The sequence below is a fragment of the Curtobacterium sp. MCBA15_016 genome (assembly GCF_001865105.1).
Classification (GTDB): Bacteria; Actinomycetota; Actinomycetes; order Actinomycetales; family Microbacteriaceae; genus Curtobacterium.
Genome location: NZ_MJGR01000011.1, coordinates 3,282 through 28,362 on the forward strand (window position 1 = coordinate 3,282; position 25,081 = coordinate 28,362).

25 protein-coding genes and 1 tRNA gene are annotated in these 25,081 nt (G+C 71.0%); 15 read left to right on the forward strand and 11 right to left on the reverse strand.

All coding sequences use genetic code 11. The annotated features are described in order from the left end of the window. Nucleotides 1–47 precede the first annotated feature (47 nt). Nucleotides 48–1,148, reverse strand: a complete 1,101-nt coding sequence (locus BIV03_RS04960; protein ID WP_070417806.1) for an ABC transporter ATP-binding protein — start codon at nt 1,146–1,148, stop codon at nt 48–50. 243 nt (nt 1,149–1,391) lie between these two features. On the opposite strand from BIV03_RS04960, the gene BIV03_RS04965 reads away from it, so the two are divergent. Continuing rightward, on the forward strand, nt 1,392–2,330 hold the full coding sequence (locus BIV03_RS04965) for a thioredoxin domain-containing protein (RefSeq protein WP_071294886.1): 939 nt from the start codon (nt 1,392–1,394) through the stop codon (nt 2,328–2,330). Between the two features lie 19 nt (nt 2,331–2,349). Here the strand turns inward: BIV03_RS04965 and BIV03_RS04970 are convergent, their stop codons facing one another. Continuing rightward, nucleotides 2,350–3,243: a neutral zinc metallopeptidase gene (locus BIV03_RS04970; protein WP_071294887.1), complete on the reverse strand. Its 894-nt coding sequence runs from the start codon at nt 3,241–3,243 to the stop codon at nt 2,350–2,352. Between BIV03_RS04970 and BIV03_RS04975 the strand changes: the two genes are divergently transcribed. Further along, entirely contained in the window at nt 3,242–4,249 is a 1,008-nt protein-coding gene (locus BIV03_RS04975) for a 2-deoxy-5-keto-D-gluconate 6-phosphate aldolase domain-containing protein (protein WP_175475719.1), read from the forward strand. The genes BIV03_RS04970 and BIV03_RS04975 overlap by 2 nt on opposite strands. A 21-nt stretch (nt 4,250–4,270) precedes the next feature. On the opposite strand, the gene BIV03_RS04980 is transcribed toward BIV03_RS04975, so the two are convergent. Beyond that, a complete protein-coding gene (locus BIV03_RS04980) occupies nt 4,271–5,032 on the reverse strand; it encodes an NAD(P)H-hydrate epimerase (RefSeq protein ID WP_139201866.1) in 762 nt (253 codons plus the stop codon). Between the two features lie 34 nt (nt 5,033–5,066). Here BIV03_RS04980 and BIV03_RS04985 point away from each other — a divergent pair, with 34 nt between their 5' ends. Together BIV03_RS04985 and BIV03_RS04990 are read left to right on the forward strand one after the other, a co-directional pair. Then, complete coding sequence (locus BIV03_RS04985; protein WP_071294890.1) at nt 5,067–5,867, forward strand: alpha/beta fold hydrolase; 801 nt, start codon at nt 5,067–5,069, stop codon at nt 5,865–5,867. Nucleotides 5,868–5,920: 53 nt separating this feature from the next. Further along, nucleotides 5,921–6,952 carry an aldo/keto reductase gene (locus BIV03_RS04990; RefSeq protein ID WP_070417812.1) on the forward strand — a complete coding sequence of 344 codons (1,032 nt, stop codon included), beginning with the start codon at nt 5,921–5,923 and terminating at the stop codon, nt 6,950–6,952. Nucleotides 6,953–7,135: 183 nt separating this feature from the next. On the opposite strand, the gene BIV03_RS04995 is transcribed toward BIV03_RS04990, so the two are convergent. Both BIV03_RS04995 and msrB read right to left on the reverse strand, forming a co-directional pair. Then, nucleotides 7,136–7,211: transfer RNA gene (locus tag BIV03_RS04995), tRNA-Thr, on the reverse strand. A 36-nt stretch (nt 7,212–7,247) separates the two neighbouring features. Beyond that, complete coding sequence (gene msrB / locus BIV03_RS05000; protein ID WP_070417813.1) at nt 7,248–7,652, reverse strand: peptide-methionine (R)-S-oxide reductase MsrB; 405 nt, start codon at nt 7,650–7,652, stop codon at nt 7,248–7,250. Nucleotides 7,653–7,709: 57 nt separating this feature from the next. On the opposite strand from msrB, the gene BIV03_RS05005 reads away from it, so the two are divergent. The 7 genes from BIV03_RS05005 (at nt 7,710) to BIV03_RS05035 (ending at nt 13,605) form a co-directional block, all read left to right on the forward strand. Continuing rightward, nucleotides 7,710–8,183: a GNAT family N-acetyltransferase gene (locus tag BIV03_RS05005; protein ID WP_071294891.1), complete on the forward strand. Its 474-nt coding sequence runs from the start codon at nt 7,710–7,712 to the stop codon at nt 8,181–8,183. Continuing rightward, a complete protein-coding gene (locus BIV03_RS05010) occupies nt 8,183–9,184 on the forward strand; it encodes a DUF2332 family protein (protein WP_071294892.1) in 1,002 nt (333 codons plus the stop codon). Before BIV03_RS05005 ends, BIV03_RS05010 begins: the two co-directional genes overlap by 1 nt. Nucleotides 9,185–9,280: 96 nt before the next feature. Next, nucleotides 9,281–9,577, forward strand: a complete 297-nt coding sequence (locus BIV03_RS05015) for a DUF3263 domain-containing protein (RefSeq protein ID WP_229085283.1) — start codon at nt 9,281–9,283, stop codon at nt 9,575–9,577. Beyond that, on the forward strand, nt 9,574–10,155 hold the full coding sequence (locus BIV03_RS05020) for a LytR C-terminal domain-containing protein (protein WP_071294893.1): 582 nt from the start codon (nt 9,574–9,576) through the stop codon (nt 10,153–10,155). Before BIV03_RS05015 ends, BIV03_RS05020 begins: the two co-directional genes overlap by 4 nt. A 203-nt stretch (nt 10,156–10,358) precedes the next feature. Beyond that, nucleotides 10,359–10,562 carry a cold-shock protein gene (locus tag BIV03_RS05025; protein WP_022903461.1) on the forward strand — a complete coding sequence of 68 codons (204 nt, stop codon included), beginning with the start codon at nt 10,359–10,361 and terminating at the stop codon, nt 10,560–10,562. A gap of 259 nt (nt 10,563–10,821) precedes the next feature. Next, nucleotides 10,822–12,441 (forward strand): chaperonin GroEL, encoded by a 1,620-nt coding sequence (gene groL / locus BIV03_RS05030; RefSeq protein ID WP_070417818.1) that lies wholly within the window; start codon nt 10,822–10,824, stop codon nt 12,439–12,441. Nucleotides 12,442–12,717: 276 nt separating this feature from the next. Beyond that, nucleotides 12,718–13,605, forward strand: coding sequence for a hypothetical protein (locus BIV03_RS05035; protein ID WP_071294894.1), 888 nt, complete (start codon nt 12,718–12,720; stop codon nt 13,603–13,605). A gap of 287 nt (nt 13,606–13,892) precedes the next feature. Here BIV03_RS05035 and BIV03_RS05040 read toward each other — a convergent pair whose 3' ends face one another. The 5 genes from BIV03_RS05040 to BIV03_RS05060 form a co-directional block, all read right to left on the reverse strand. Continuing rightward, a complete protein-coding gene (locus tag BIV03_RS05040) occupies nt 13,893–15,602 on the reverse strand; it encodes a cell wall metabolism sensor histidine kinase WalK (protein ID WP_070417820.1) in 1,710 nt (569 codons plus the stop codon). Nucleotides 15,603–15,682: 80 nt separating this feature from the next. Then, a complete protein-coding gene (locus BIV03_RS05045; RefSeq protein ID WP_017888045.1) occupies nt 15,683–16,378 on the reverse strand; it encodes a response regulator transcription factor in 696 nt (231 codons plus the stop codon). Between the two features lie 51 nt (nt 16,379–16,429). After that, nucleotides 16,430–18,127, reverse strand: coding sequence for a DNA repair helicase XPB (locus tag BIV03_RS05050; protein ID WP_071294895.1), 1,698 nt, complete (start codon nt 18,125–18,127; stop codon nt 16,430–16,432). Nucleotides 18,128–18,184: 57 nt separating this feature from the next. Then, on the reverse strand, nt 18,185–19,945 hold the full coding sequence (locus BIV03_RS05055; RefSeq protein ID WP_071294896.1) for a helicase-associated domain-containing protein: 1,761 nt from the start codon (nt 19,943–19,945) through the stop codon (nt 18,185–18,187). A 28-nt stretch (nt 19,946–19,973) separates the two neighbouring features. Continuing rightward, nucleotides 19,974–20,273, reverse strand: a complete 300-nt coding sequence (locus BIV03_RS05060; RefSeq protein ID WP_070417823.1) for a hypothetical protein — start codon at nt 20,271–20,273, stop codon at nt 19,974–19,976. Between the two features lie 56 nt (nt 20,274–20,329). Between BIV03_RS05060 and BIV03_RS05065 the strand changes: the two genes are divergently transcribed. Further along, nucleotides 20,330–20,707: a cold-shock protein gene (locus BIV03_RS05065; protein WP_022906598.1), complete on the forward strand. Its 378-nt coding sequence runs from the start codon at nt 20,330–20,332 to the stop codon at nt 20,705–20,707. Further along, complete coding sequence (locus tag BIV03_RS05070) at nt 20,707–21,456, forward strand: DUF3027 domain-containing protein (RefSeq protein WP_083403210.1); 750 nt, start codon at nt 20,707–20,709, stop codon at nt 21,454–21,456. The genes BIV03_RS05065 and BIV03_RS05070 overlap by 1 nt, the downstream gene beginning before the upstream one ends. Before the next feature lie 81 nt (nt 21,457–21,537). On the opposite strand, the gene serC is transcribed toward BIV03_RS05070, so the two are convergent. After that, a complete protein-coding gene (gene serC / locus BIV03_RS05075) occupies nt 21,538–22,653 on the reverse strand; it encodes a phosphoserine transaminase (RefSeq protein WP_071294898.1) in 1,116 nt (371 codons plus the stop codon). 186 nt (nt 22,654–22,839) lie between these two features. Here serC and BIV03_RS05080 point away from each other — a divergent pair, with 186 nt between their 5' ends. After that, on the forward strand, nt 22,840–23,535 hold the full coding sequence (locus BIV03_RS05080) for a metal-dependent transcriptional regulator (RefSeq protein WP_022906596.1): 696 nt from the start codon (nt 22,840–22,842) through the stop codon (nt 23,533–23,535). 272 nt (nt 23,536–23,807) lie between these two features. After that, the gene (locus tag BIV03_RS20220; protein WP_071294899.1) at nt 23,808–24,743 is read left to right on the forward strand and encodes a C40 family peptidase; all 936 of its coding nucleotides are present in this window, start codon (nt 23,808–23,810) and stop codon (nt 24,741–24,743) included. The last annotated feature ends 338 nt before the right edge of the window (nt 24,744–25,081 follow it).

Consider the following 25,081-nt stretch of genomic DNA (forward strand, 5'->3'; position numbering starts at 1 on the left):
GGCGCGGTGCCAGCTGGCACCGCGCCTCCTGTGGGGACCTTCCAGCGTTACGCGCTGACGACGGCCTTGTCGTCGAGCCGCTCGCCCGACTCGGTGTCGAAGGCGTGCACGTGGCCCTGCTTCGGCGTGACGACGATCGTGTCACCGATCGACGGGTGCGAACGCCCGTCGACGCGGGCGACGATGTCGACGCGCGAACCCTTGACGTCGGCGTGACCGTACAGGTAGCCGTCGGCGCCGAGCTCCTCGACCACGTCGACCGTGACCGGCAGGCCCTCGCCCGACTGCGCCACGATGACGTCCTCGGGGCGGATGCCGACCGTGATGTTCCCGGAACGCGCGTTGGAGAGCGTGTCGCGGTCGATGGGGTGGTTGAGCGAACCGAACTTGATGCCGCCCTCGACCACGTCGGCCGGGAGGAGGTTCATCGCCGGCGAGCCGATGAAGCCCGCGACGAAGACGTTGTTCGGCTTCTCGTAGAGGTCGCGCGGCGAGCCGACCTGCTGCAGGATGCCGTCCTTGAGCACCGCGATGCGGTCACCCATGGTGAGCGCCTCGGTCTGGTCGTGCGTGACGTAGACCGTGGTGACGCCGAGACGACGCTGCAGCGAGGCGATCTGGGTGCGGGTCTGGACGCGGAGCTTGGCGTCGAGGTTCGACAGCGGCTCGTCCATGAGGAACACCTGCGGCTGACGGACGATCGCGCGGCCCATCGCGACGCGCTGACGCTGACCACCGGAGAGCGCCTTCGGCTTGCGGCCGAGGTACTGCTCGAGGTCGAGGAGCTTCGCGGCTTCCTGCACGCGGGTGGCGCGCTCGTCCTTGCCGACGCCGGCGATCTTGAGCGCGAAGCCCATGTTCTCGGCGACGGTCATGTGCGGGTACAGCGCGTAGTTCTGGAACACCATCGCGATGTCGCGGTCCTTCGGCGGGACGTCCGTGACGTCGCGGTCGCCGATGCGGATCGAACCGGAGTTGACCTCTTCGAGGCCGGCCAGCATGCGCAGGGACGTGGACTTGCCACAGCCCGAGGGGCCGACGAGGACGAGGAACTCGCCGTCGGCGACGTCCAGGTCGAGGGAGTCGACCGCGGGACGGTTGCCTCCGGGGTAGAGACGGGTTGCCTTGTCATAGGTGACGGACGCCATGAGCGTTCGGTCCTTCCTTCACCGGCAGGTACGTGCCGGACGATCCGAGTGAAGCGGTTGCCCGTGGGGGCCCCGGATGGTCGCCGTCGACCATCGAGGTTCATACAACACGATCTGCCTCGGGAGCGCCAGTGCTCACACCGGGTTGGGTGGTTCCCATCGGGTCCCGGTACGATCGGCGGGTCCGTCCGGCCTGCCGGGGGAAGCCGTACGGACGACGACCAACGTGAGGACACTCGACGCATGACCAACCGCCCCGAGGGTGACGCCCGCGCCGCGCGGAACGAACGACGCGAAGCCGCACGACAGCGCGCCCAGCGTGCCCGCACCCAGCAGAAGCGCCGCCAGCGCGGACTCCGACTCGGCCTGCAGATCGGCATCGGCGTCGTCTTGCTCGCCGCAGCGACCGTCGTGACACTCGTCCTCGTCGACTCCGTGCAGCCCGCGGGCCCCGGCCCGGCGAACACCTCGCAGGGCGGCATCACGATCGGGCAGGACCTCAAGGCGGTCACGGCGTCCTCGCAGTCGCCCGCGCCGACCTCGACGGACGCCGCCGGTTCGGTGCGCATCACGATGTACGTCGACTACCTCTGCCCGATCTGCGGCCAGTTCGAGGACGCGAACGGCGAGTACATCCAGAACCTCGTCGACTCCGGTGCGGCGACGGTGGACATCCACCCGATCGCGATCCTCTCGAACCGGTCGCAGGGCACGAAGTACTCGCTCCGTGCCGCGAACGCCGCCGCCTGCGTCGCGGACAGCTCGCCGGACCAGTTCTTCGCCGTCAACCAGGCGCTGTTCGCGAAGCAGCCGGAAGAGGGCACCGCCGGGTTGACCGATGCGCAGCTGACCAAGGTCGTCACGGGCGTGGACGGGCTGCAGAAGCGGTCGACGATCACGAAGTGCATCGAGGACCAGACCTACAGCAAGTGGATCGACGAGCGGACCACCGCGGTGACCGGCGGCGACATCCCCGGGTCGACGCTCAAGGAGTTCCCCGGAACGCCCCTCGTGCTCGTGAACGGGCAGCGCTACGAGCTCACCTCGCCGATCACGAACGACGACTTCCGGACCTTCGTGGTGACGGCTGCCGGTGCGAGCGACGCCACCCCGACGCCGACGCCCACGCCGAGTGCCACCCCGACCTGGTCCGCGACGCCGAGCGCCTCGCCGTCGAACTGACCCGGGCTGCTGACCCGGACTACAGGGACGAACCCGGCACGCTGAACGTGTCGCACGCCGTCGCGCCGCGCTGGTAGCCCCGCAGGAACCAGTTCTGGCGCTGCTCGCTCGACCCGTGGGTGAACGAGTCCGGGTCGACCCGACCGCTCGAGCGCTCCTGGATGCTGTCGTCGCCGACGGCGCTCGCGGCGGACAGTGCGTCCTCGATCTCGGCACGCGTGATCGGCTCGAAGAAGGTCTCGCCGTTCGCGTCCTTCGTGGTCGCGGCGTCGCCGACCCAGGCGCCCGCGTAGCAGTCCGCCTGCAGCTCGACGCGGACGCTGCCGGACGACGCACCGGTCCCGGAGCGGTCGGTGTTCGCGAAGGCACCCTGGAGCTGCTGGATGTGGTGGCCCCACTCGTGCGCGACGACGTACATCTGCGCGAGCGGCCCGCCGGAGGAGCCGTACTTCGACTGCAGGTCGTCGTAGAACGCGGTGTCGAGGTAGATCGCCCGGTCCGGCGGGCAGTAGAACGGGCCGGTCGCCGCCGATGCCTGGCCGCACGAGGTGCTCGTCGAGCCGTCGAACAGGATGAACCCCGGGGTCGTGTAGGCGATCCCGAGCTTCCGTGACTCGGACGTCCAGTACCCGTCGAGCGACTCAGCGGCGCCCTCCATCCGGCACTCGATCTTGAGGTTCGCGTCACGGCCCGTTCGGCACTCGGCTGCTGCGTCGACGGTCTCACCGCGCTGCTGGATCTCGGTCGTGCCGTTGCCGCCGTCGATGATGCCGGAGAGGTCGACGCCGGTGAACTGTGCGATGAGGAACACGACGATGGCGCCGACGCCCACCGCGCCGCCGCCGATCGCAGCGCCGCGCCCCCGCCGGGTGACCTTCCCGCCCTTGAGCTGCGAGTCGTCGTTGAACGTCATGCCCCGAATGTACGGGTGGGCGGTGCTCGGTGCCCGCATCGGTGGGAGGAGTAGACCGGACGGCATGCCCGTCCTCGACGAATCCCACCCCCTGTTCCTCTTCGCGATGGACCAGCGGTCCTCGCTCCTCGAGCACACCTACGACGAGTCCGGCGGGGAGCCCCTCGACGAGGCCGAGGCCGAGCGCGTGCGCGCCGGCAAGCAGCTCGTCTACCGCGGCGTCCTCACGGCGCTCGCGGCCGGTGCGTCCCGCGAGCGGACCGGCGTCCTCGTCGACGAGCGCTACGGCTCCGACGTCGCCCGGCTCGTCAAGGAGGCCGGGCTCCAGCTCGCGATGCCGATCGAGCGGTCGGGCCGGGAGTGGTTCGAGCTCGAGTACGGCGAGGACTGGATGGCGCACGTGGACGCCTTCGACCCGGACTGGGTGAAGGTGCTCGTGCGCGACAACCCCGACTTCGACGCGGAGCGCCGCGAGCGGCAGGCATCGGAGCTCGCCGAGGTCGCGGGCGTGCTGCACGGTGCCGGTCGGCCGTTCCTGGTCGAACTGCTCGTGCCGGCGACCGACGAGCAGCGGGCATCGGTCGAGGACTACGACCGCGACCTCCGACCGGACCTCGTCGTGCAGGTCATCGAGTACCTGCAGGACCACGGGGTCGAGGCGGATGTGTGGAAGCTCGAGGGCCTCGACGAGCGCGCGGACGCGGAACGGGTCGTCCGGGCTGTGCGTCGCGGTGGCCGGGACGCGGTGCAGTGCATCGTCCTCGGCCGGGACGCCCCCGAGGAGCAGCTCGACCACTGGCTGCGCACCGCCGCCGGGGTGGACGGGTTCGTCGGGTTCGCCATCGGTCGCAGCAACTGGGAGGAACCGCTCGAGGACGTCGTCCGCGAACACCTCGACACCGAGGCCGCCGAGGGGCTCATCGCGGCGAACTACCGCCACTTCGTCGACACCTGGCTCGAGGCCCGCCCGGGCATCGAGCACGGCGTGGACGCCGGCGCGGTCTGACCCCGGGTCCGAGCCCGGGTCTCAGGTGCGGACCAGCGGCTCCACGCCCGCCAGGTCCGCACCGATCCCGACGTCGACGAGCTCGATCCGCCCGGCGAGGCTCGCGCCCGGTCCGCGGAGCAGCCCGGCCTTCACCCCGCCGAACGTCACCGTGACGTCCGCCTGCAGCACGTGGTCGTCCGCGATCGCGCCGGTGTCGACGTCGATGCCGCTCGGCACGTCGACCGCCACGACGAACGGTGCGCGCTGGTCGCGTGCGAGCTGACGGATCGCCGCGACGACCTCGCGCGCCGGAGAGCGGAGCGCGGACGCGCCGTGCACGCCGATGCCGAGGATCCCGTCGAGCACCAGGTCCGCCTCGAGCGCCGCGTCGGTCGCGACGGCGGCCAGTCGCGCGGCGTCATCCCGGGAGGCCGCTGCGAGGAGGTCCGCGGCCGGACGGACCGACCCGGTGTCGGACGGGCGGTCCAGGAGGCGCGCCCCGGCGTCCAGCGCCGCTGCCAGGCCCGCCCCGTGGACGCGTGAGCCGACGCGCAGCACCGTCACGCGCCTCCCGTCCGCCGCCAGGCGTGCCCCCGCGAACAGCGCGTCACCACCGTTGTCGCCGCTGCCCACCAGCAGCAGGACCGATCCCGGTCCGTCAGCCGGACGCACGGCCGGGTCGTCGAGCAGTCCGCCGACGATCCGCGCCAGCCCGTCCGCCGCACGCTGCATGAGCGGTTCGCCCGCGTCGAGGTGCGGCCGCTCCGCCGCCCGGATCTGGTCGCCGCCGTAGCCGTCCATGGTGACCACAGTGCCCCGGTAGCCTGGAGGGGACATGTCACTCGTCCCCGAAGCACCCCGTCCCCGCGTCGTGATGTCCCCGGACGGGCTGAAGATCGCCACCTACGACTTCGGCGACCCCGAGGCGCCGGCGGTCGTCGCCGTGCACGGGTTCGCCTCCGGCGCGCTGCTGAACTGGCACGCCTCCGGGTGGACGCGCGACCTCGTCCGCGCCGGGTACCGCGTCGTCGCGCTCGACCAGCGCGGGCACGGTGCCTCGTCGAAGCCGCACGACCCGTCCGCGTACTCGATGGAGCTCCTCGTCGCGGACGTCGTCAGCGTGATCGACACCTACCTGCTCGACGACGTCGCGTACCTCGGGTACTCGCTCGGCGCCCGCGTCGGCTGGCACACCGCCGAGCAGCTCCCCGACCGGATCACCCGTGCGGTGTTCGGCGGCATCCCCGACGCCGACCCGATGCGGCGCGTGCGGGTCGACCAGGCGAAGGCGTACTTGGCGGACGGCACGCCGATCGAGGACCGCGTGACGAACGGCTACCTGACGATGGCCGCCGGCGTCGAGGGGAACGACCTCGGCGCGCTCGTGGCGATGGTCGAGGGGATGCGGGGCAGCATCGAGCCGACGCCGTCGAACGCGCCCGCGCAGCCCGTACTGATGGCCGCGGGCAGCGAGGACGGCATCAAGGACAGCGCCGTGCGGCTCGCGGCGGCGGCCCCGGACGCCTCGTTCTTCGAGATCCCGGGCCGGAACCACTTCAACGCACCGACGTCGCGCGACTTCCGCCAGGCCGCGATCACGTTCCTGACCGAGACCGCCGTGTCCGACCAGCGCTGACGGGTACTGCCAGGTCCTCGTTGTCCCCGGTGGTCGCGCGTACCGTCCCGGCCATGGACTACAGACTCCTCGGCAACAGCGGGACATCGGTGTCGACGCTGACCCTCGGCACCATGACCTTCGGCAGCGAAGCCGACGAACCCACCTCGCACACCATCATCGACACGTTCGTCGCCGCCGGCGGCACGCTCATCGACACGGCGGACGTCTACTCCGGCAACGAGTCCGAGCGCATCATCGGCCGCTGGCTCGCCGCGCACCCGACCGAGGCGCAGCAGGTCGTCCTCGCCACCAAGGGGCGCTTCCCGCAGGGCGACGGGCCGAACGACCTCGGGCTGTCCCGTCGGCACCTCCGGGTCGCCCTCGACGCCTCGCTCGAGCGGCTCGGCGTCGAGCACATCGACCTGTACCAGATGCACGCGTGGGACGCCCTCACCCCGATCGAGGAGACACTGCGCTTCCTCGACGACGCCGTGTCCGCGGGCAAGATCGGCTCCTACGGGTTCTCGAACTACCTCGGGTACCAGATCACGAAGGCCGTGTACGAGGCGAAGGGCCACGGGTGGGCGCCGCCCGTGACGCTGCAGCCGCAGTACAACCTGCTCGTCCGCGACATCGAGCACGAGATCGTCCCCGCCTGCCTCGACGCCGGCATCGGCCTGCTGCCCTGGTCGCCCCTCGCCGGCGGCTGGCTCTCCGGCAAGTACCAGCGCGACGAGGCCCCCAGCGGCGCGACCCGGCTCGGCGAGAACCCGGCGCGCGGGATGGAGGCGTGGGAGGCGCGGAACGGCGACGAGCGGACATGGGCCGTCCTCGACGCGGTGTCGGACATCGCCGACGCGCACGGTGCCTCGCGGTCGCAGGTCTCCCTGGCGTGGCTGCTCGCCCGACCGGCCGTGACGAGCGTCATCCTCGGTGCCCGAACGGTCTCGCAGCTCGAGGACAACCTCGGTGCCGCCGACCTCGTCCTCGACGACGCCGAGCTCGCACGGCTCACCGAGGTCAGCGCGCCGCGCATCGACGACTACCCCTACGGCACCGCGGGTGTCGCGCAGCGCGAGCGGAAGATCACCGGGGGCCGCTGAGCGTTCGCTGTCCGACGGGTGCGGCTTTCCGCGAGCTTGACCAGGGATGTGGACACCGTGTTCGGTGCGGTGTCACCATCACTGCACGACCGGCTGGTTACCGCGTCGAGCGCTCGGAACGCCCCCTGATCCGTGTTCCACGCGCCGAAGGCCCCGGGTGCTTCCACCCGGGGCCTTCGCACGTGGGGCCGGCAGCGGGACTCGAACCCGCAACCCCCGTATTACAAGTACGGTGCGCTACCAATTGCGCCATGCCGGCTGACGCGCCCATCCTAGCGGCGGACGCGCCGGGGCCTCACTCGCTCTTCTCGGAGAAGTTCAGCGAGATCGAGTTCATGCAGTAGCGGTCACCCGTCGGGGTGCCGAACCCGTCGGGGAACACGTGGCCGAGGTGCGAGCCGCAGTTCGCGCAGCGGACCTCGGTGCGTGCCATGCCGAGGGAGTTGTCCTCGAGCAGCTGCACCGCGTCGGGGTCGACCGACTCGTAGAACGACGGCCAACCGCAGCCGGAGTCGAACTTCGTGCCGCTCTTGAACAGCTCCGCGCCGCACGCCGCACAGGTGTAGACACCGGCGCGCTCCTCGTCGAGGAGGTCACCCGTCCACGGGCGCTCCGTACCGGCCTGCCGGAGGACGGCGTACTGGTCCGGGGAGAGCTCCTCGCGCCACTGGGCGTCGGACTTGTCGACGTTGTATGCCATTGTTTCCTCCTGCTCCTGTCGCCGTTGCTGGACGACCACTTCGGTAAACTCGCGACGATGTCCGAACATTCCGTGCACCACGCCCGTTGGGACCGTCTGACGACGGACGAACTGTACGGCATCGTGGTGCTCCGGAACCGCGTGTTCGCACTGGAACAACGCGTCACGGCCGAGGACTTCGACGGCCGTGACCGTGAAGCGGACACCGAGCACTGGTGGTTCGGCACCGACGACCGAGCGGTTGGGTACCTGCGGCTCATCCGACCGGCACCGGACGAGGTCCACCCAGACGGTTCGGCAGCACCCGCCTGGGTGATCGGCCGGGTCGCCACCGACCCGGGACACCGCGGGAGCGGGATCGCCGGTCGCCTCGTGGCCGCGGTGCTGGGTGCGCACGGGCACGAGCCGTTCGTCCTGCACGCCCAGGAGTACGTCGCCGGACTCTACGAGCGCCACGGCTTCGTCCGCTTCGGAGCGCCCTACGACGAGGCCGGCATCCGTCACGTCGGTATGCACCGTCCCGGTCGCTGATGGACACGCGGGAGCGGTACGCCGCCTACGCGGAGCGCATCGCGGGGGTCTCGCCGTCCTACGCCGCGTGGGCGCGGTCGCTGGACGACGGCACGGTGTCCGTGCTCGACGAGGTCCCGGAGTCGAAGCGGCAGCCGGAGCTCCTCTTCGCGGTCGCCCGTCGCCTGGGCGCCGATCCGGCGGACCCCGGTGCGCTGCGCGCGCTGGTCCAGGAGGCGCGACCCGCCCTGGTCGCCGCCCTCGCCTCCGCCACGGTGCAGGCCAACGACCCCAGACGCCTGGCCCCGGTGGTCCCGCTGTTCGCGGCGCTCGCCGCTCGGGTCGGGCGGCCGCTCGGCCTCGTCGACGCGGGGGCGGCGGCGGGGCTCTGCTCGATCCCGGACCGGGTGACGCTCGACTACGTCGTCGGGGCGCGTTCCGAGGTCGTCCGGATGCACACGGCCTCCGTCGAGCCCGGCCTGCACCTCGTCGCGGAGGCCAGCGGCGCGGTGCCGGCACCGGCAGCGTGCCCGATCGACGTCCGGGCGCGGGTGGCCCTCGACCCGAACCCGATCGACCTCGCCGGGCCCGGGGCGTTCGACCGGCTCGTCGAGGCCGTCCCGCCCGAGGCGACGGACCGCACCGCCCTGATGCGTGAGGCTGCGCGTGCGACGCTCGCCGCGCCTCCCGTCCGCATCCGGGGCACCCTGCCGGGCGACCTCGACCGCGCACTGGAAGCCCTGCCGGACGACGTCGTGCCGGTCGTCCTGACGACCGGGACCCTCGTGTACGTCCCCGGCGCGGACCGCCAGCGGTTCGTCGACCGGGTGCGCGAGCTGGGCGTGCACTGGATCGCGCTGGAACGCACGGGGATCCTCAGCGGGGTCGCCGCGACCCTGCCGGACGACGTCGACCCGGCGGATCCGGACGCGTTCGCGACCGCGTCGCTCGACGGTGTGGCCCTGGCTGTCTCGGACCCGTTCGGGGTCCGCGTCCGGTGGGTGGCCGATCCGAACCTGTGACCGGTCTTCGCGACAGTCCAGCGGCGTGCCAGGGTGCGGATGACCTCCACCTCTACGATGTGCGAGACCCGTTCCCCCACCGTGATCGGAACCGCAGTGACCGCCACACCCGTCGAGCTCGACGAGCTCGCCAAGCACGTGCTCGCGTTCGAGCACGACCGGGCACGGCACGACCGCACGAAGGAAGCGGAGATCCGGGTCGAGTTCGACATGTCGCCCGCTCGGTACTACCAGGTGCTGAACCGTGTGATCGACTCGCCCGCGGCGCTCGCGTACGACCCGCAGCTGGTCTCCCGGCTGCAGCGGCTCCGGTACGCGCGCACCAGTGCCCGGGCAGCGCGCAGCTTCGTCGCGCCCGGTGCAGCTCCCGAAGGACGTGAAGAGGAACGATGACGACGAGATACCCCCGAGACCGGTTCGACGACGTCGCCGACGGCCCCCGGGTCGGGGCGCACCGCGGTGCGCAGCGGCGTGGGCGCGGGTGGATCGCGTTCGCGTGGGCGGCGCTCGCCACTGGTGTCATCGTGGGGGTCTGCGTCGTCGCGCTCGCGCTCCTGAACGGCAGCTACTCGTTCACCGGCTCGGCATCGCCGTCGGCTTCGGCCTCGGCGTCGGCGTCCGCATCAGCGGCGCCGTCGTCGTCCGCGTCCTCGTCGGCGTCGCAGGCACCGGCCACGGGGACCCCGGCCGACCAGGGTGCGACGACGCTCGTCGTCCTGAACGGCACGTCGACGACCGGCCTCGCGGCGAAGGGCAGCGCGGCGCTGACCTCGGCCGGGTGGAAGGTGACGTCGACGGGGGACGCCGGCACGACCGGGGCGACCTCGACGATCGTGTACTACCAGCAGGCCGCACAGGCCGCCGTCGCGCAGGGCATCGCGAAGTCGCTCGGCACGACCGCGGTGCAGCAGTCGGCGGCGTTCCCGAACGCCGACATCAGCGTCGTGCTCGGCGCGGACTACGCCGGCTGATCGTTCCCGGCGCATTCCTGGTCGCGTTCTCCGGTTCGTGGTGCGCGCATTTGTGACGGCCGTGTTTCGAGCACGTTGATTCTTGTCGGAATCGACGTGAAACAACGTCACACCTCTTGCCCTGTCGGCATTGTTCGGTAAGAGTCTCCCCAAGACGGCGACTACGCCGTCCGCACCAGCACCACCGCAGGGAGCAAGAGATCATGGCCAACGGAACCGTGAAGTGGTTCAACGCCGAGAAGGGCTTCGGCTTCATCACCGTCGATGGAGGGGGCCAGGACGTGTTCGTGCACTACTCGGCAATCGACATGTCGGGGTACAAGGTCCTCGAGGAGGGCCAGGCAGTGACGTTCGACGTCGGCACCGGGTCGAAGGGGCCGCAGGCCGAATCGGTCCGTCCCGCCTGACCCGGCAACCACCTCGCGAACGCGCCGTCCCGTCCGGGGCGGCGCGTTCGTCCGTGTGCGGCGACCGGCGTTCGTCGCTTCCGTCCCTCGTGTCGGTGCGTTCGTCGCTCGTGTCGGTGCGTGTCCTGGGAACTCGAGCCGCGCCTCCTGGCGGTGTTGCACTCGACCCCTGCGAGTGCCAGAATCGGCGTTGGCACTCGCTCACGCTGAGTGCCAGCACGACCCCCATGACGACGTCCGGGAGGGACGAGAAACTCACATGGCTAAGATCATTGCTTTCGACGAGGAGGCCCGCCGTGGCCTCGAGCGCGGCCTGAACATCCTGGCTGACGCCGTGAAGGTGACGCTCGGCCCGCGCGGCCGCAACGTCGTCCTCGAGAAGAAGTGGGGCGCCCCCACGATCACGAACGACGGTGTCTCCATCGCCAAGGAGATCGAGCTCGACGACCCGTACGAGAAGATCGGTGCGGAGCTCGTCAAGGAGGTCGCCAAGAAGACCGACGACGTCGCCGGTGACGGCACGACCACCGCGACCGTCCTCGCCCAGGCCCTCGTCCGCGAAGGCCTCCGCAACGTCGCCGCCGGTGCCGACCCCGTGTCGCTCAAGCGCGGCATCGAGAAGGCCGTCGCCGCCGTCTCCGACCAGCTCCTCGCCAACGCGAAGGACATCGAGACCAAGGACCAGATCGCCGCGACCGCGTCGATCTCGGCCGCTGACCCGACCATCGGCGCGCTCATCGCCGAGGCCATCGACAAGGTCGGCAAGGAAGGTGTCGTCACCGTCGAGGAGTCGAACACCTTCGGCACCGAGCTCGAGCTCACCGAGGGCATGCGCTTCGACAAGGGCTACCTGTCGCAGTACTTCGTGACCGACCCCGAGCGTCAGGAAGCCGTCTTCGAGGACGCCTACATCCTGATCGTCAACTCGAAGATCTCGAACATCAAGGACCTCCTGCCGGTCGTCGACAAGGTGATCCAGGCGGGCAAGCAGCTCCTGATCATCGCCGAGGACGTCGACGGCGAGGCCCTGGCCACGCTCGTCGTGAACAAGATCCGCGGCATCTTCAAGTCCGTCGCCGTCAAGGCCCCGGGCTTCGGCGACCGTCGCAAGGCCATGCTGCAGGACATCGCGATCCTCACCGGCGGCCAGGTCATCTCGGAAGAGGTCGGCCTCAAGCTCGAGAACGCGACGCTCGACCTGCTCGGCAAGGCCCGCAAGGTCATCATCACCAAGGACGAGACGACCATCGTCGAGGGTGCCGGCGACGAGGAGCAGATCGCGGGCCGCGTCCGTCAGATCCGCTCCGAGATCGAGGCGACCGACTCCGACTACGACCGCGAGAAGCTCCAGGAGCGCCTCGCGAAGCTCGCCGGTGGCGTGGCCGTCATCAAGGCCGGTGCCGCGACCGAGGTCGAGCTCAAGGAGCGCAAGCACCGCATCGAGGACGCCGTCCGCAACGCGAAGGCCGCTGTCGAAGAGGGCATCGTCGCCGGTGGTGGCGTCGCCCTCATCCAGGCGTCCGTCGTGCTCGACACCCTCGAGCTCGAGGGCGACGAGGCGACCGGTGCGAACATCGTCCGCGTCGCGATCGACGCGCCGCTCAAGCAGATCGCGCTGAACGCCGGTCTCGAGCCGGGTGTCGTCGCCGCCAAGGTCCGCGAGCTCGAGTCGGGTCACGGCCTCAACGCCGCGACCGGTGAGTACGTCGACCTCGTCGCCGCGGGCATCATCGACCCGGCCAAGGTCACGCGCTCGGCGCTGCAGAACGCTGCGTCGATCGCCGGTCTGTTCCTCACGACCGAGGCCGTCGTCGCCGACAAGCCCGAGCGCACCCCTGCTGCTCCGGCCGGCGACCCGACGGGTGGCATGGACTTCTAAGCAGTCCTGACGGAAGGGCCTCGCACGCTGCGCGTGCGGGGCCCTTCCGCGTGCGGGGGGGGGGAGGCCGGCGGGCGGGCGGCGGCGGGCGGGCGCCGAGGTCGCACGAACTGCCGCTCGAGAGCGCGACGGGCGGCAGTTCGTGCGACCTCACCGTCCCGCCCACGGCGTGTTGTGCGACCAGCGCACACCGCACAGGAGGCGCGGGTCGTCACGTTCTCCACAGTTCGGCTCGAAGGATGGTCGCGGCTCGCACCGCACCGCCACACTCTCGCCATGGCCCGGCCGTCTCCGCTCCCCGACGAACTCGATCCGAACGGCTTCCGGGTCTGCGACGCACTCGCGGCCGGGGTTGATCCGGGTCGACTCCGCCGGCGGGACCTCGCCCGCCCGGTGCACGGCGTCCGGTCGGCAGATGCATTGATGTCGCCCGTCGCCGCGCTCGCACTCGTGATGCGCCCAGATCAACACTTCAGTCACACGACCGCTGTCGAGCTCTGGGGTGCTCCGCTCCCGCGCCAGTTCGAGGGCAGCCTGCACGTCACGACGATCGGCGCCGGCCCGCTCATGCGTCGGCCCGGTGTCGTCGGACACCGACGTCGATCCGCGGCGGCCGTGGTGCTGCGGGCCGGCGTACGAGTCAGCGGGCCGGAACATGCGTGGCGCGAGTGCGCTGGGCTGCTGAGCGTCCGACAGCTCGTGGCGGTCGGAGACTTCCTCGTCGGACGGCCAGACCGGACGACGGTCGACGCCCTGGCCGCCACGATCCTTCCCGGGCAGCGCTCCGTCGCCGTTGCACGTGCGGCCGTCAAGCTCATCCGCGTCGGGGCTGAGTCAGCGATGGAGACGTGGCTGCGTCTTGCGGTCGTGGACGCGGGGTTCCCTGAACCGGAACTCCAGATCGAGGTGTTCGACCGTGCAGGGCGGTTCCTGGCGCGAGTGGACATGGGCTGGCCGGAGCTCCGGATCGCACTGGAGTACGACGGGGACCACCACCGCGAGCGTGCGACGTTCGAGCACGATCAGCGCCGGGACAACTCCATGACCGTGGAGGGATGGCTCGTCCTCCACGCGAATCGAGGAGACGTCGACCGTCCTGCGGTCCTCTTCGAGCGGCTTCGTCAGGCGTTCGTCGCGCGATCGTCGGCTCGACCACGGGCATGACCTGGTCGAGGTCGCGCGACATGCCGCAGGTGAGGTGCCCGGGTCGCACGAACTGCCGCCCGGCCCGTGGGTGGGCGGCAGGTATTGCGACCTCGGCGTGTGCTGGCGGGTTCGTCGCGAGGTCGCGCGACCTGCCGCGCGTGGGGCGTCCGGGTCGCACGAATTGCCGCCGAGCGCGTGGGTGGGCGGCAGGTATTGCGACCTCGGGCCAGCGGGCGGGCGTGCGGGGGCCCGGGGGCGGGCGGGCTAGCGGGCCGGCGGGCGGGCGGGCGGCACGCCCGCGGGCGTCACGCGCCGGCGGGCGCGGGGGCGGCGTAGTCGCGGGGGAGCAGGGGGAGCCACACGCGGAAGGTCGCGCCGCCGCCCTCGGTGTCGAACACCTCGACCGAACCGTGGTGCGCCGCGACGATGCCCGAGACGATCGCGAGCCCGAGGCCCGAGCCGCCGGTGTCCCGTGCGCGCGAGGTGTCGGCGCGCCAGAAGCGCTGGAAGATCTTGTCGCGCAGCTGCGGCGGGATGCCCTCGCCGTGGTCGATCACGTCGATGTGCGCCATCCCGCGCTCGTCGTCCACGCCGATGCCGATCTCGATCGGGTCGTCGTGCTCCGTGAAGCGCATGGCGTTGCCCATGAGGTTCGTCACGATCTGGCGGATCTTGTTCTCCTCCGCCAGGACGATCGGCGGCCGCTTCGGCAGCACGACGGTGGGCAGCGGGGTGGTCTCGTCGGTGGGGGCGGCCGTGCCGTCGACACCCATCGCGCGGGTGCGGCGGGCGCGGAGTCGCGCGATCGTCTGGCGCGAGAACGCGATGGGGCCGGTCGTGTTCGCGGACGTCGGCGATGCCGGGGGCCCGTCGCCGGAACCGGGGGCCGAGGCGGGTGCTGACGCCGGACGGACCGCGTGCGGCACGCTCTCGCCGGTCACCGAGTCCTCGACGAGCACCTGGATCTCGCGGTCGGGGTTCGACGCCATCGTGTCGAGCGCGGAGTCACGGGCGATGGCGACGAGGTCGACCGGGCCGAGCTCGAGCGGCTTCGACTCGTCGATGCGGGCGAGCTGCAGCAGGTCCTGCACGAGGAGGCCCATGCGCTGGGCTTCCTTCTCGATGCGCTCCATCGCCTGGGCGACGTCCTCTTCCTTGCGGAGCGCGCCCATCCGGTAGAGCTCGGCGTACCCGCGGAGCGACACGAGGGGCGTGCGGAGCTCGTGGGAGGCGTCCCCGACGAACCGACGCATCTGGTCGATGGTGCGCTGCCGGTCCTCGAACGCGGAGTCGATGCGCTCGAGCATGGAGTTGAGGGACCGGTTCAGTCGACCGACCTCGGTGTTGGGGGTGTCGGCTTCGAGGCGCTGGTTGAAGTCACCGGCGGCGAACCGGGCAGCGGTGTCCTCGACGTCGCGCAGGGGGTCGAACGTCGCCGTCACGAGGAGCCGCGTGAGCATGGCGCCGAGCAGGATCACCGAGGCACCGAAGCTCAGGAAGATGGCGGTGAATCGCAGGACGGTCTGGTCGGTGTCGGCGCTCGACACCGCGACCAGGACGTACCCGGCCTGCGTGGTGCCGGTCGACTGGTCCTGCAGCGATGCCGGGATGACCTGCGCACGCCACTCGTGGTTGTGCTGGCTGTCGTACAGCGAGAAGCGCGAACTGGTCTGCGCCGCGGAGGAGAAGTCGAGCTCGTGGATGTCGGGGCGGCTCGACGCCGGGGTCTGGCAGATCTGCTTGCCGGCGGAGTCGTACGCGGCGACGTACGCGCTCTGCGAGAGGACGACGGAGAGCTTGCAGTACTGCTCGCCGTCGCTGATGTTCTGACCCTCGAGCTGTTCCGTCGTCTGACGGACGTTGTTGTCCAGCTGGGCCATGAGGTACGTCGACAGCACCGTCATCGTGCCGAGCCCCGCGACGAGCAGTCCGAGCGCCACCAGGAGCACCGTGATCCCGGTGATCTTGGTGCGCAGGGAGATCCCGTCCCACCAGCGGCTCATTCGCGTGTGCATGCTGCCCCAACGATAGACAGCGGTCGCCCGGTGAAACCGGACGACCGCCGTGAAGACGAACCCCGAGGGATCCGGGAGACCTACGAGGCCTTGGACGCCTTGAGCATGTAGCCGAACCCGCGCTTGGTCTGGATGATCGGCTCGGCCGAGTACTGGTCGAGCTTGCGGCGCAGGTAGGAGATGTAGGACTCGACGATGCCGGCGTCGCCGTTGAAGTCGTACTCCCACACGTGGTCGAGGATCTGCGCCTTCGACAGCACGCGGTTCGGGTTGAGCATGAGGTAGCGGAGCAGCTTGAACTCGGTCGGGGAGAGCTCGATCTGCGCGTCGCCGATCGTGACCTCGTGCGTGTCCTGGTCCATCGTGAGCTCGCCGGCGCGGATGATCGCGTCTTCCTCGTCGTTCATCGTGCGACGGAGGATCGCCTTGATGCGGGCGACGATCTCGTCGAGGGAGAACGGCTTCGTGACGTAGTCGTCGCCGCCGACGGTGAGACCGGTGATCTTGTCCTCGGTGTCGTCCTTGGCGGTGAGGAACAGGATCGGGGAGGTGTAGCCCGACGACCGCAGGCGCTTGGTGACGCCGAAGCCGTTCATGTCGGGCAGCATGACGTCGAGGATGATCAGGTCCGGCTCTTCCTCGAGCACGGCGGAGATCGCCTGTGCTCCGTTGCCCACCGCGCGCACGGCGAAGCCGGCGAAACGCAGCGAGGTCGTCAGGAGGTCGCGGATGTTCGGCTCGTCGTCGACGATCAGGATCTTGGGGCCATCGCTCATGGTCCTATCTTCTGACCGTTCCCTAGTGGTTTCCTGAGAGCGGTTGGTGCGTCAGCCCACGACCGCCTGGACCTGGTCGGCGTCGAGGATCGTGTAGGAGTACCCCTGCTCCGCGAGGAACCGCTGCCGGTTCTGCGCGAAGTCCTGGTCGACGGTGTCCCGCGTGACGAGCGTGTAGAACGACGCGGGCAGCCCGTCCTTGTTCGGGCGGAGGAGTCGGCCGAGTCGCTGGGCCTCTTCCTGGCGGGATCCGAACGAGCCGGACACCTGGATCGCCACCGTCGCGTCGGGCAGGTCGACCGAGAAGTTCGCGACCTTCGAGACGACGAGCACGTCGATCGACCCCTCGCGGAAGGCCTGGTAGAGCCGCTCCCGCTCGTCGACGGGGGTCGAGCCGGTGATCTCGGCGGCGTCCAGGGACTCGGCGAGCGAGTCGAGCTGGTCGATGTACTGCCCGATCACGAGGATCTGCTCGCCGCGGTGCTTCTCGATGAGCTCGCGCACCACCGGGGTCTTCGCCGGCGAGGTCGCCGCGAGCCGGTACCGCTCGTCGTCGCTGGATGCCGCGTACTCGAGGCGGTCCTGGTGCGGCAGGTCGATGCGCACCTCGTAGCAGGCGGCGGGGGAGATGTACCCCTGCGCCTCGATCTCCTTCCACGGGGCGTCGTAGCGCTTCGGCCCGATGAGCGAGAAGACGTCGCCCTCGCGCCCGTCCTCGCGCACGAGGGTCGCCGTGAGCCCGAGTCGCCGCCGGGCCTGGAGGTCGGCGGTGAGCTTGAACACCGGCGCCGGCAGCAGGTGCACCTCGTCGTAGACGATGAGTCCCCAGTCGAGGGCGTCGAGGAGCGACAGGTGCGTGTACTCGCCCTTCCGGCGGGCGGTGAGGATCTGGTACGTCGCGATCGTGACCGGACGGATCTCCTTCACGCTGCCCGAGTACTCGCCGATCTCGTCCTCGGTGAGGGTGGTCCGGCGCAGCAGCTCGGATCGCCACTGCCGGGCCGAGACGGTGTTCGTCACGAGGATGAGCGTCGTCGCCTTGACCGTCGCCATCGCTCCGGCGCCCACGAGCGTCTTGCCGGCACCACAGGGCAGCACGACGACGCCGGAGCCCTGCGCGAAGAACGTGTCGACCGCCTGTTCCTGGTAGGGACGCAGTTGCCAGTCGTCGGTGTCGAGGTCGATCGGGTGCGGCTGCCCGGGCGTGTACCCGGCGAGGTCCTCGGCCGGCCAGCCGAGCTTCACGAGCTCCTGCTTGATCTGCCCGCGTGCCCACGGGAGCAGCTCGACCTCTTCCGGGGAGCGCATGTCGCCCAGCAGCGGCTTGATCCGCTTCGAGCGGATGACCTCGGCGAGGACCGTGGGCTCGGACGCGGTGAGGAGCAGGACCGGCTGGCGCTCGAGCTCTTCGGCCGGGGAGTTCGCGATCGCCGGCGCGTCCGGACGCTCTTCGCGCCGGATGACGAGTCGGCCGTACCGTGCCACGGTGTCGCGGATGTCCACCGTGACGCTCTGCGGGACGGGGAACTTCGCGAAGTGCTCGAGCGTGTGGATCATGCTCTCGGCGTCGTGCCCGGCCGCCCGCGCGTTCCACAGGCCGAGTCGGGTGATGCGGTACGTGTGCACGTGTTCCGGCGCGCGTTCGAGCTCGGCGAACACAGCGAGGTCGTGCCGTGCGTCCTCGGCGTCGGGGTGCGCGACCTCGAGGAGCACGGTGCGGTCGCTCTGCACGATCAGCGGTCCGTTCATGACGGATCAGCCTAGGCCGCTCGGCTGCGAACCAGCGCGGATCGGCTCACCTGTGGATCAGGCGTCGCTCTCCACAGCCACCACGAGGGAGAGCGGGAGCGTCCGCTCGACGTCGACGGCCGTGTCGCGTCCCCGCACGCGTCCGGCGGCGACCGAGGTCGGCACGATCGAGAACGGCCGCTCGGAACCGTCCGGCATGCGCACCGTCAGGCGGATCGGCGTGCGTCCTCGGACGGCGAGGTCGATCTGCCGCCCCAGCCACTCCTGCTCGGGCTCGGCCTCGCCGCGCTCGGTGGTGACACGGAGCCGTTCCACGAGCGCGTGCGCCGCCTGCTCCGGGTTGCGTCCGGTGGTGCGTCGACGGCCTGGAGGAACGGACCCCGTCGCCGGGCGGGCTGCGGCCGTCAGGACGGCCGGGTAGCGCTGGTCCTCGAGCGCCGTGTGGACGACGTGCGGCGGGTAGCGGGTCAGCAGGGTGGTCAGGTCGCTGCGCTCCCACGCCAGCTGCCGGAGCTCGGCGTCCACCCCGATGAGGTCGAGCTGGTCCGGCGTGCCGTGCACGCGGGCCCCGACCCCGTCGGCGCCGACGTCGACCACGATGCTGCCGTCCCGCGAGGACACCTGGTCGACGAGGTAGGAGAGCGGTTGTGGCAGGCCCGACGCGGACAGCCGTTCCAGCAGCGCGACGACGTCCTGCCGGGTGTGGCCGGCCCGGAACGCGCGGCGGAGCGAGTCCTCGGAGATGCGGTACCGGGCGGCGAGGCCCGGTGCCTCGAGCACGGCGACGGTCCGGAGGGCGGCGTCGTCGACCGGCGCGAGCGGCCCCGGCGCGATGACCGTGAGGTCGTGCTGCAGGTACACGGCGTCGACCGTGCGGGGGAGGTCCTCCGCAGCGGGGGCCGGGTCCCCGTCCAGCAGTGCACGGCCGGTGCTCGTCACGCGGCCGTCGACCGTGAGCCCGAGTGCGGCCGCGGTGCCCGCGACGTCGAGCAGCACCGCGTCGAGCCAGCGCGAGCCCGCCGGGTACGCCCACCGGCCGGCCGACACGAGGTCGCGCAGGTCGTCGCCGGCCACGTCGAGCACGCTCCGGACGGCGGGGTCGAGTGCGTCCCGCCATGCCGACACCAGCGTCGACCAGCGGTCCGGCCAGCTCGCGACGAGCCAGGCGTCGCCCGCTGCCGTGGTCGTCCACGTCCCGTTGCCCGTGTCCGCGAACCCGATCCGTTCGAGCAGTGCCAGGCGGCCGGGGACCACGACGGGGTCCGCGCCGGCGCGCTCGCCGAGCGTCTTCGCGAGCGGGGTGCCGATGCCGCCCTTCACGAGCTCGCGCACCGCGCCCTCGGACACCGCCCGGAGGAGTTCGGCGAGCACGGTCATCGTCGCGAAGGCGTGCTCCGCGCCGGTCGTCCGGGCGCGCTCGTCGTCGCCCGTCTCGTCCACCGGAGCGGCGGGGCGGGAGTGATCCGCGCCTCCTGGGAGACCGGCGATCTCGTCGTGGGCGGCCAGCCGGGTCGACACCGCGTCGTCGACGCCGCCGTCCTCGTCCGCCAGGCCGAGCGCGACCGCCGGGGCGAGGTCGTCGGCGGAGCCCGCGCCGTCGCGCAGCGCGAGCAGCGTCCGACGGGGCAGGTGCTCGATCGCGGCGTCGACCGCGTCGTCGGTGCGGAGCGCCTCGGCGAGGTCGAAGAAGTCCGAGATGCGCAGCGGGCCGGTCTCGGCGAGGACCGCCGCGGGGAGCCGGCGCGCCACGACGAGCCGTTCGAGGGCGTCGTCCGGCATCGCCCGGAGCCGGGCGGCGAGGTCTGCGGTGGTCGTCATCGTCCGCCGCGCTCGTCCGACGCGGTCCTCAGCGCGCCGTCCGGTTCGCTCGGGCCCGACGGGTCCAGGTGATGCCGAGGAGGGTGAACACGAGCACCATGCCGATCGGGAAGCCGACCAGCGGGATCGCCATGATCACGGGCCACGGCATCGATCCCTGGGCGCTGGGGACGGTCAGCCACATCACGATCATGGCGGCCATGCAGAGGAAGGCGGCGATGAAGATCCCGCCGACCATGAACGCGAGGGCGCGTTCGGTACGATTGAACGTCACCGGGGGTTCCGCGGAGTCCTGCGTGTTCCCGGTGGACCGGGTCGGGTTGGCCATCGACCCAGGATATCCGACGCACCACGGCCGTTCCACGATCACGAGGAGACCGACGAATGCCCACCGGCAAGGTCAAGTTCTACGACGACCAGAAGGGGTTCGGGTTCATCACCGGCGACGACGGCGAACCCGTCTTCCTGCACGCGTCCTCGCTCCCCGACGGCGTCACGTCGGTGAAGGCCGGTTCGCGGCTCGAGTACGGCGTCGTCCAGGGGAAGAAGGGGTCGCAGGCGCTGTCCGTGCGGCTCCTCGACCCGCAGCCGTCCCTCGCGAAGATGTCGCGACGATCGGCGGACGACATGGCCGTGATCGTCGAGGACCTCGTGAAGGAGCTCGACCGGATCAGCGGGGACTTCCGGCACGGCCGGTACCCGAAGAACGGCACCCGAATCGCTGCGATCCTGCGGCACGTCGCTGACCAGTTGGACGCGTGATGACCGATACCTCCCCTGTTGCTCCTGCCCCTTCCGAGGACCTCACCGCGCTCGCCCGCACGGCGCTGCTCGAGGTGACCCCCGAGTCGACCGTCGGCGCGTTCGCCGGCACCGTCGACGAGGGTGACGGTGTCGTCTCGGTGCTGTTCGCCAACCGCATGGCCGGGTACCCCGGCTGGCGCTGGACCGTGTCGATCGCCCAGGTGTCCGGCGACGAGCCGACCGTGCTCGAGGTCGAGCTCATGCCCGGTGACGGCTCGCTGCTGGCGCCCGACTGGGTGCCGTGGTCCGAGCGGCTCGCCGAGTACCGGGCCGGCCAGGACGCCGACGGTGCCGAGGGCGAGCACGACGACGAGTCCGACGAGGACGACGAGGACTTCGACGGCGACGAGGACGACGCAGACGAGGACGCCGACTACGACGACTCGGACGACGACGAGTCCGACGACGACGAAGCGGACGACGAGGACGACTTCGACGCCGACGAGGACGACCTCGACGAGCCGGACGACGACGACATCGACGGTGTGGACGTCGACGAGCTGGACGGGTCCGAGGACGACACCGACGACTCCGACGACGACACCGACGACGCGGACACCGACGGCGCCGGCCAGCAGGACGCACCGGCCGAGCCGGCCCGCGGCCGCCGTCGCACCCAGCGGGTGCGCCCGGTCGACCCGGACGCCGACCTCGAGGTCGACCGGCTGGACGCCGGCGAGGTCGACCCGGAGCACCACCGCGCCTGACGGGCGACCGACCGGTCCCCGGACGGACAGGAGGCGCGGTGCCAGCTGGCACCGCGCCTCCTGTCGTGCGGACCGACCGCGTCAGCGCAGGGCGTTCACCGTGAAGTCGATCGCCTGCACGAGCTTCGCGACGTCGTCCGGGTCGATCGCCGTGAAGGTCGCGATGCGGAGCTGGTTGCGGCCGAGCTTCCGGTACGGCTCCGTGTCGACGATCCCGTTCTGGCGCAGCGTCGCGGCGACGGCCTTGGCGTCGATCGAGTCGTCGAGGTCGATCGTGGCGACGACCTGCGACCGGGCTGCGGGGTCGGTCACGAACGGCGTCGCGTAGTCGACCGACTCCGCCCAGTCGTAGAGCGTCGACGACGAGGTCTTCGTGCGGGTGTCGGCCCAGGCGAGCCCGCCGGACTCGTTGATCCAGCGGACCTGGTCGTCGAGGAGGATCAGGGTCGCGAGCGCCGGGGTGTTCAGCGTCTGGTTCAGCCGCGAGTTGTCGACGGCGTTCTTGAGCGAGAGGAACTCGGGGATGTACCGGCCGCTCGCGGCGATGCGCTCGACACGCTCGATCGCCGCGGGGGAGAACAGCGCGAGCCAGAGGCCACCGTCCGAGGCGAAGTTCTTCTGCGGGGCGAAGTAGTAGACGTCCGTGGCGCTGACGTCGAACGCGGCACCACCGGCGGCGCTCGTGGCGTCGACGACGGTGAGGGCGCCGGCGTCCCCGGCGGCGCGGACGACCGGCGCCATGACACCCGTCGAGGTCTCGTTGTGCGGGTAGGCGTAGACGTCCACGCCCTCGACGATCTCGAGCGGGGCGAGGGATCCGCCGGGGGCCTCGACCACGTGCGGCGCCTCGAGCCAGGGGGCGCCGGCGGCCTTGGCGAACTTCGAGCCGAACTCGCCGAAGGACAGGTTCTCGGCCCGGCGCTCGATGAGCCCGAACGCGGCGGCGTCCCAGAACGCGGTCGAGCCGCCGTTGCCGAGGACGACCTCGTAGCCCTCTGGGAGGTCGAACAGGTCGCCGAGGCCGGCGCGGACGCTGCCCACGAGGTCCTTGACGGGCTTCTGGCGGTGGGACGTGCCGAGGATCGTCGCGCCGCGGGTCACGAGGGACTCGAGCTGCGCGCCACGGATCTTGGACGGTCCGCAGCCGAATCGGCCATCGGTCGGGAGGAGTTCGGCGGGGATGACGATGTCTGCCATGCACCGATCCTAACGAGCGGTATCCCAGCGCGAGTGACCGTGTACCGGCCGGACGGGGCGGGCCGACGCCGCGCCTCCTGGCCGCATCGCGCACGGACTTTCTTGCACCTTGCAAGTGTTGGTCATTCCATGTCGCCTCGAACAAGTAGGGTGGGGCGCGCTGGGCCCAGACATGAGAGGCGGACCGTGACCGATCTCGTCGACACCACGGAGATGTACCTTCGCACCATCCTCGACCTCGAGGAAGAGGCGATCGTGCCGCTGCGCGCACGCATCTCGGAGCGCCTCGGTCACTCGGGCCCCACCGTCTCGCAGACCATCGCCCGCATGGAGCGCGACGGACTCGTCGTCGTCTCGGGCGACCGGCACCTCGAACTCACCGACGAAGGACGCTCGCGCGCGACGCACGTGATGCGCAAGCACCGGCTCGCCGAGCGCCTGCTCTCCGACGTCATCGGTCTCGACTGGGCGTTCGTCCACGACGAGGCATGCCGCTGGGAGCACGTGATGAGCGAGCAGGTCGAGGTCCGCTTGCTCGAGATGCTCGGCAACCCGACCGAGTCGCCGTACGGCAACCCGATCCCGGGACTCGCCGAGATCGGCGGCCCGGCCGCACCCGGCTTCCTCGACGGCGTGCAGAACATCGTCGCCGCGACCGAGGGCACCGACGCCGTCGCGACCGGGGTCATCCGCCGCCTGGGCGAGCCCGTGCAGTTCGAACCGGAGCTCCTCCACCAGCTGCGGTCCGCCGGTGTCATGCCCGGCCGGGTCGCGAGCGTGCAGCGCGCAGGGGCCTACGTCGCCGTGCGTGTCGACGGCGAGGACGCGGGCATCGAGCTCCCGACCGAGGTCGCGCAGCACGTCTACATCGAGCGCTCCTGACCCGTCTGCCCCCGAAACTGGGGCGGGGCGCGTTTCTGTGGCCTGATCAGGGCTTCTTTACCGATTCGTTACAAAGCGGCGGTTTCATCTCGACAAGGTAACGGTCGGCACGTACACTCGACGAGTCCGCCGGCCACCCACGAGGCCCAGGACCCGTGACAGGACGTCTCGAACCCGTCTCCTGTCTCGATCGGAAACGATGACGAACGGATGGGGTTGCACGGTCGGCGATCACCCCCGCTGGCAGTGGTGACGAGACGCCGGAGACACCCTTGACGCAGACCGGTTCCGCCGCGGACGACCAGACGCCCGCGAACCCGACGAACACCGCGAACGCCACCGACGCCCCCCTCTCGCGCCGAGCAGCCCGCGCCGTCACCCCGGTGCGCGACGCTCCGCTCCCCGGCGGCCGTCGTGCCGCCCAGGCCGCGCGTACCGCCGCCTCCACCAAGGCGAGCTCGTCGGCCCGCAAGCGCCGCTTCCTCGCGCCGGTCGTCCTGACCGTGGCCGCGGGCATGTTCGGCACCGTCGCGGTCGCCCCGGCGTTCGCCGCGACGCAGCAGTCGACCGGGACGGACGCCGCGACCGCGCAGCGCCAGGTCCGCACGACCGAGGCCCAGAACTTCTCCGTCTCCGACGCGGTCGCCCTCGCCGGCACGAGCCGCGACGGCTACGGCGCGACGGCGCAGTCCACGCTCGACGCCGAGGCAGCGCAGAAGGCCGCCGACGCCGCGGCGAAGCAGGCGTCCGAGCAGGCCGCGGCCACCCAGGCCGCCCGCGCGCAGACCGCCTCGCAGTACGCGTCGTACACGGGCCCGAGCGCTTCCGACTACGTCGCCTCCTCGACCGCCGCGAACACTCCGTTCTCGCTGCCGGCCGTGGTCGCCACCGCCAAGCAGTACATCGGCACCCCGTACGTCTTCGGCGGCGCGGACCCGTCGGGCTTCGACTGCTCGGGCTACGTCATGTTCGTGTACGCGCAGTACGGCATCAACCTCGCGCACTCCGTGCCGCTGCAGGACCAGGCCGGCACCACGATCCCCGAGTCCGAGGCGCAGCCGGGTGACGTCGTCATCTTCAACAACGAGGCGCACGACGGCTTCTACATGGGCAACGGCATGATCATGGACGCGCCGAAGCCCGGTGGCTCCGTGTCGATCCGCCCGATCTGGACCAGCGACTACCACATCGTCCGCTTCGGCATCTGACGCAGACCGCGGGCATCGATCCCGTGAACATCGCCGGAACCGGCCCGTGCACTCTCGTGCCGGGCCGGTTTCTGACGTACCCTGACCGTGCACCGGCCCGAACGGTCCGAGCAGGGAGACCCCATGTCAGCGTTCCGCACGACCCGCACCATGGGTCGGCGCGCGCACGTCGACATATGGTCGACCACCGCCTGCGTGCACGAGCACGCCCCTGCATGACGTGAGCACTGCCCATCCGGGTGGTGCTCTTCGTGGTTCAGGGGCCGTTCGCGCGAGCGGAGGTCACCTGCGCGGTACCCCGGTCCGACGCACCCGCACAGCCTGGAAGCCGTCCAGGC